The following is a 6654-nucleotide window of genomic DNA, read 5'->3' on the forward strand; positions in this document are numbered from 1 at the left end:
GTGCATAACCAGTCTCTATAAGTAAATTTAAAACGACTAGATTTCAGCACTTTCATTATACCTATGTATAAAAACGTATTAGTGATGGGAAAAGGAAGCAAGTAAATAGCAGTCAGTTTTAAAACTGTAAAAGTGTAAATATATCCGTTAATTTCCAACTCGTTTTGTGCCCCTTTCCGACTTAGAAAGCTAACTCGCTTTCGCCCCCAATATAAGATGAGTTGTCTACAAATTCAGAATCAATATTATTCAACTTCAGCCAAATAACTAAATTTAGAATTATTTGTATTAGTATAACGTCAATAAAAGCCTAACAAAAACTTAGGCTCGAGATACATCCAAAACAAAAATATCAATCAAGCCTTTTAACTCTAACGGTAATGTTTCTTCAATAGACTTTCTTAACTCTATCGCATTTGTTATTAAACCTGATTTTCGGCCTGCTACTTTTTCATCAGCACCAAACCAAATGACAAGGTAAATACCTTGATGTGCAGCATCTGGATGAACTGAATAGCGCTCATAAAGCTGAGTAGAAGCAGCCGAATACAACTCACTATGCCATTGCCCCTTAGCTTCAATAACAAGAAGTCGCCTTTTACCATCAATCATCTTAGCCGCTGTAATATCAATCCTATTTTGATTTTGAGTTTGATGCTCAGGTGTAACTGTAATATTTTGAGGCTGTAGCACTAAATTGAGGCGTTCGGCAATGATTTCAACAGAGTCAACTTCTCCAAGACGTTTATCATTTCCATTATTATCTTTTGTATAAAAACGGTTTGCAGCATTAAACTCCCCACCATTAATATCATCTTGATAGCAAGCCAGCTCTTGAAGTACCAATTGGCGCAGTCCTTCAACGGTAACTACAGCGTTGCTATCCAATAAATCTACGATTTCATGAGGACTGGGAGGCTCAAAATCTCTTAATGCTCTATTTCTCAGTTGCTCAGTTTTAATGCTTTTAAGATCATTATGAATGTCGACAAAGCGTGAGTCACTCAATAATCTGTCAAGGGTAAGCGCAGCTTCACTTGAATTGTCATCACGAATAGTCCAGATAATTTCTGTGAGAAATCTATATGCAGTTTCTTTAGAAGGACTACCTGTTCCATAACTGTTAGGTAAATCTACTTTCGGCCACTTATCAATATAAGCATCAAGAATAGCTTCAATTTTAAGCGCAGTTATCATTGGCCAATGAGGTTGATCTCCTCTATTCATTCTCCCTGCGCGCGAATTAAATAAAAGTACAGAGTTTTTATCAGTTTTAAGCCAGTTCCAATAAGGACCAGACTCATGAAAATCTAAAAAGTAAAATGCTCTAATAAACCAAAATTTACAAATATTTTGATGCTTTTCCATATTATCAGAATCAGGGTGTTCTAATAAAAGTTGGGAACAACGTGTTTTAATTATTTGATTTAATTTTTCACGATCTCCATGTTGAGCAGCTATCTCAAACAACTCATTTAAAGCATAGTGCTCAAGCAGGTTAAAACGAGTAAGCCACTCAATTGATAGCATTGCTCTTAATGGACTGAATATTTCATCGTATTTCAATAATCCAACTTCAGGGTGAGCGCATTCAGGATCGGCCAATTGTGGTTCAAGATACTGACGAATAAATTGCTCAGCGGTTGCGATATTAGGAAAAATTAGCAGATCAATTTCTGCTTTCAAAGTTTCCAGTTCTTCATTATCCACAGCAGGGTAACTCATACTTAAGTTTGTTCTCAATGCAGTTAATAGTGCTGAGTTAACACCTTCCAAATTACCATGATCACGGAATATTTCGAGACAAGAAGCTAAAATAATATATTCAAGCTTCAAACGTTGAGAAGCACATTTTAATTTCGCAAGCTTTTGTAAGTCAGGAGTTTCTGGTTCAATAAAACTATGGCAATTTTTTAATGCGCTTCGCACAAGTTGCTCATTACCACACCTTTCCTCTATTTTTTCAGGCTTACGTAACACAAGATCTGAAAAGTAAACTAAATAGCCCCAGTGTTGACCGCTTTCAATCAACGCTCGATTATCTTTAATATACTTAATATCATCAGCATGGCGTTGCTGTTTTTTCTTTTGATAACGCCCCATTAAACGACGGTGTTTAAGATTATATTTTCTATCATCTTGTTTCGACTGAATTTTATGTTGCCTGTTTGAGTAAGCCCACCTACGCATAAAATCAGGTTTATTTAACGCCTGTTCACGCATATGTTTACGTAGCTCATCAGTACCCCTTTTTTCTTTGTCATTATGGTAAAAGTGAAGCTGCATAAAACTAGCCCATAAATCTGGGTTATCATTCTCGTAGGCCAAATCAACAATAAACTGATAATCGCCACCTATGAGAGAAAGTCCATCATGGGAGTAATGGCCACTAAATTTGTCTCTTCTTATTTCCCAAATCAAATTTCGATCAGTAAGGTTAGAAAACACATGAGAAATAATGCTACGACGTAATTTATTATCACTGCGAAGAGCTTGGACAGAAACAATATCCTTAGTATTTATTTGGTTAGGGAAATGAAGATTTTCTAGCCATGACCAAACACGTAATGGCTCATAAGGAGGTTGAGATAACTGAAAGTACCTATCCAGTAAGATACTAACAATTTTGCTTTTTCCTGTTCGGCAATTACACTGATACTTATCTTTGCCGCAAATGCAGGGTAACTCTTTACTTAATAAATCCAGTAGTTTTTCAATCACCCCCAAATTAAGGCAAGAAATTAGACCTTTAATAAAATACCTAGCCCCAATCGTCCGTTCTAATGCATTTACTCGGCTAGGATATAACTTAGCGCAATGATAGAAATAACCTTTCCATTGCGAAAGCGAAAGGGACTCAACACTAAGGCCTTTAATAAGGCCTGCAGCAAGACTAAGTGAACAACTACTTGCTTCTTCAATTAAATCACTTAAATCCGAACTCGGGTCATAACAATCCAGTTCAAGTAAACATCGCTTAACTGATGACCTAGCCCCTTCGCTTTCAGTTGTGTTCAATAAAATCTGGCGTAACTCAGACTTTAGCAATTTCGCCGATTGAGATCCTGTTAGCAACTCAATTATCAAGTCTCGTAATTGCCCATCACTTCCATCTGTGATAATTGGCTTGATATCTTCCATTACCTCCTTAGTAAAGAAGCCTACAATACTGAATCTACGCTGAAAGTCTCCCCTTCGAAAATAAGGATCAGATGCTTCCACTTCTTTCAATCGAGACAATAGAAGGCGTTTTGATGACGGGCTAAGTTGCGAAGGGTCACCATTAGCAAGTACTGCATATGAATCAAGCGTGATTAGACTTTCTTCTATTGCTTCATTCCCTAAAGTAGCCATCCAGCCAAGTAGTCCACGCAATTCATCTCGAATTGCCGAATTCGGGCCAATAACGGGCAAGCAATGAGCTAGAGTTAAAGAGTCTGAGGGATCAATTATGCGTTTAATTAGATAATCTGCGGCACAATATTCCGCAACTATTTTGTGGACTGGTCGATGTTGATCTGCATTATCCCCTGGCTTAAAAAGGCGAGTTGCCAAGATACTACTTACAGTTAAATTGTTAGACGTTAACAGCGAACCAAATAACGGATACATCCGACTTTCATTTACTTCGCTTATTCCTATACCTTCAGCACCAGATAATAGTAGTTTTGCAAATACTTCTGAAGATACGTCTATTTTATTATCAATTGAGATCGAAGGGTTAGGCTTCGCATTAGCATTAGCCTCCCTTGCTAAGTTCGCCACTGCTTTGGTGAAAATAGATCGTTTGTCAGTAAAGTGTCCTTCACTCTCAATATACGCATCAGCAAACAGCTTAAGGAATTGAGGATTTGGTAAGAGAGGTTCTAGCGAAAACCGAGTTATTTCAGCTTGAAACTCTACAAAATCACCTTTCAACGTATAGTGAGTATAAATATCTCTCTGCTCATAATTATTAAACTCACAAAGCCTAACTACAGTAGGTTTATGCCCGATAAATTCTTCAAATGTATGTGTCGCTGAATTATCCCATTCGCTAGATCTACTTGAAATAATAACATGGCTCGGGTTTACCTCTAAAGCTTTACCGAACAGCTGATGAATACCTGTATTGTCAATCTTGGCCAGTTCATCAAAAGCATCAATTACAACAGGGGAATTCGTTTGATTTGCCCCTACATACCGAAACACACTTGCTGTAACGGCTTTAACTCCTAACTGTTTAGCTAAATTATTCAGGAGCTCAGTTTTTCCTGCCCCAGGCTCAGCCAAAATAACAATGTAGTTAGAAGCTGCCAGCAAGTCAGTTTCGTTATAACTTTTGTTATCACTAAAGAGTGTTCGCTTAAGATAAAAATCTTGACTCATAATTAGATGCGACCGTGATAGGGGTTAACATTAAGTGGCATTTATCTTAGTAAAATACCTCTATTTCATGTAATTACAATTGTAAAAGAATGATAAACTTTAGCAAAATACTTAAATAAAGTCTGCTATCTCCCTCTGTATTTGAATTTATTGCAATTTTTTTTATCAGGATCATTCAATTTCTGAGATTGGACCATTTGAAGATGTGTTAGTAAAAATACTCTAACTCGCTTTGTGCCCCTTTGCGCCTCAGAAAGCTAACTCGCTTTCGCCCCCAATACGCCTTAGAAATCTATAAATTCATGGCCAATATTACTTAGCCACAACAAAGTCCCTTTTCATGTCCAAACACATAAGTTCATCTCATTAGACAGGAAATGCTCTACAGCCTATGCCATTAGCTGCATCGTCATTTTACCTGCCACAGCATTTCTTGTACTTTTTACCAGATGAACACTTCGGACAAATATCATTGCGGTTAATTTTATTGGTCTGAGGAACATGCCCCCTCCGTTTTGGTTGTTTTAGTTGCTTTGGTGAATAGGCTACATTATTGAATGCTTCCTGGCTGTTTATAGTAAACTTATTAACATCCCCTTCATATTTTGTTTTAAAGGGTATTCCATCTTTGTCGAAATGTAAGATAAGATTTTTTAATTCTAACTGCTCGCTAGATGACACAGGTTTTTTACTATATACGTCAGAAATATGATCAAATACCTTGCTGGATCTTTCTTCAATCAGTCTGGCAATCGCAACGGGGCAGTCAATATTTTGGTATGCCTGTAACCAATATTGAAGCACTATAATTAAGCTACCAGAACAATGCTTGTCGTGTACAAACAACAATTGCCCTGCCTCAAATAACGCGATCGGATCTGGTATTGATTCAAAATAGCTCATATAAATTTTTGATGTGACCTCTAAATCTACGGGACTTACAGGGGGATGCAGCTTTTTGGCAGATGTTCTTGCCAGACTCAATAATGCTGGAGCATGCCCATTTTCAATTGACTGGTTGATGTAGTGCTCATATAGCTCAGGATTATTGTTTGCCTTTTGGTAATAGATAGCTAATTTGTATTGTGATTCTGGGTAGCCAGCGTCTGCGGCCTCTTTAAGATATCTAATAGATTTATTGACATCCTTATTGAGATGTTTACCTTCTTTATATAAGACGCTCAATGTGTCAAGGGCAACGGGATCATAGTGCGACGCGGCTTCCTCTAGATGTGCTATAGCTACTGATACTATTTCATCACCAGGTGACGCACTACTAATGAGATGAAAGCCCAAGCACGCCTTGGCATTCACATTCCCCCCTCTAGATGCAATGTGATAATACATGATCGCCCTATCAATATCTTTAAAACACGCAGTACCATTACTTAGAAAATTGGCAGATTCATAAGCGCTGTCTATATGGCTCTCCTGATCAGCAGCGGAAGTAAATAGATCCAAGGCTTGTGATAAAAATCTTTGATTTGGAGGGCTATCATCACCGGATATATTGAGTTCATGCAATTCATTACGGTGTAATTCAACCAAGTTTTTCCCAACGTGGTACTTGGCGTCAGCATTTTGCTTAAAAATAGCTTGGTACGCTAGGGCTTCCAATGAGGAATGAACTTCCTCATCAAAGTGATAATTGATTTTCATCTTATCTTGAACGGATGTGCGAACAAGACATACGAGTTTACAAAACCCCTTTAAGCTTATTAACGCAAGGTCAACATGGTTATAGATTTTGAACTTTTTGGGGTGAGCGGCCTTGTTTCCGGAAATACGAATTTCATGAAGTTTATCAATGATCTGAAAGTTGACCTGCTTGGATGCTTGCAACGACTTGATTGAATCAAAGATGTTTTGCTCACCAATAGCCAAGCCGAGTTCTGAGTCGATGGTCGTACAAATGTCTTCTATCATAGACCTCAGTACAACCAGCGTTTGGAGCGGAGCGCCTAAATAAAGATTTTTTGCGTCTTCATATCGCTCTCCGAGAGATAGGCAGTATTCCTTAATAAAATCTACATCACTTAAAATTGTTGGATTCATTCTAGAGTTGTTCTCCATTTTCATATTTCAAGCCATTAATTACTTCAATTTCTCCCACTGTGATCGCAATGGCACAGTTATTCTAGCAACTAGATTAGAGCACAAGTAATAATATTTGCTAAGTCGGTTTATGCCCATTTGCGACTTAAAATGCCAACTCGGTATCACCCCCAAACCGATGTATGGACTCCGCCAACTCTAGCAACTAGCCTAGAGTTACGGTAACTAATA

General features: G+C 37.8%; 2 protein-coding genes. Both read right to left on the bottom strand.

Features of this window, described 5'->3' with window-relative positions:
- Positions 1-321: 321 nt before the first annotated feature.
- Positions 322-4368: an NACHT domain-containing antiphage protein EruA gene (gene eruA / locus AC4GME_RS16220; protein WP_490378040.1), complete on the bottom strand. Its 4047-nt coding sequence runs from the start codon at positions 4366-4368 to the stop codon at positions 322-324.
- Between the two features lie 414 nt (positions 4369-4782).
- Positions 4783-6423 carry a tetratricopeptide repeat protein gene (locus tag AC4GME_RS16225; protein WP_490378041.1) on the bottom strand — a complete coding sequence of 547 codons (1641 nt, stop codon included), beginning with the start codon at positions 6421-6423 and terminating at the stop codon, positions 4783-4785.
- Between the last annotated feature and the right edge of the window lie 231 nt (positions 6424-6654).

It is taken from the genome of Psychromonas sp., from assembly GCF_983033635.1.

What these genes read in the sequence shown, in the direction of transcription:
- eruA (WP_490378040.1), bottom strand. Translation starts at nt 4,368, where the DNA reads ATGAGTCAAGATTTTTATCTTAAGCGAACACTCTTTAGTGATAACAAA.
- AC4GME_RS16225 (WP_490378041.1), bottom strand. Translation starts at nt 6,423, where the DNA reads ATGAATCCAACAATTTTAAGTGATGTAGATTTTATTAAGGAATACTGC.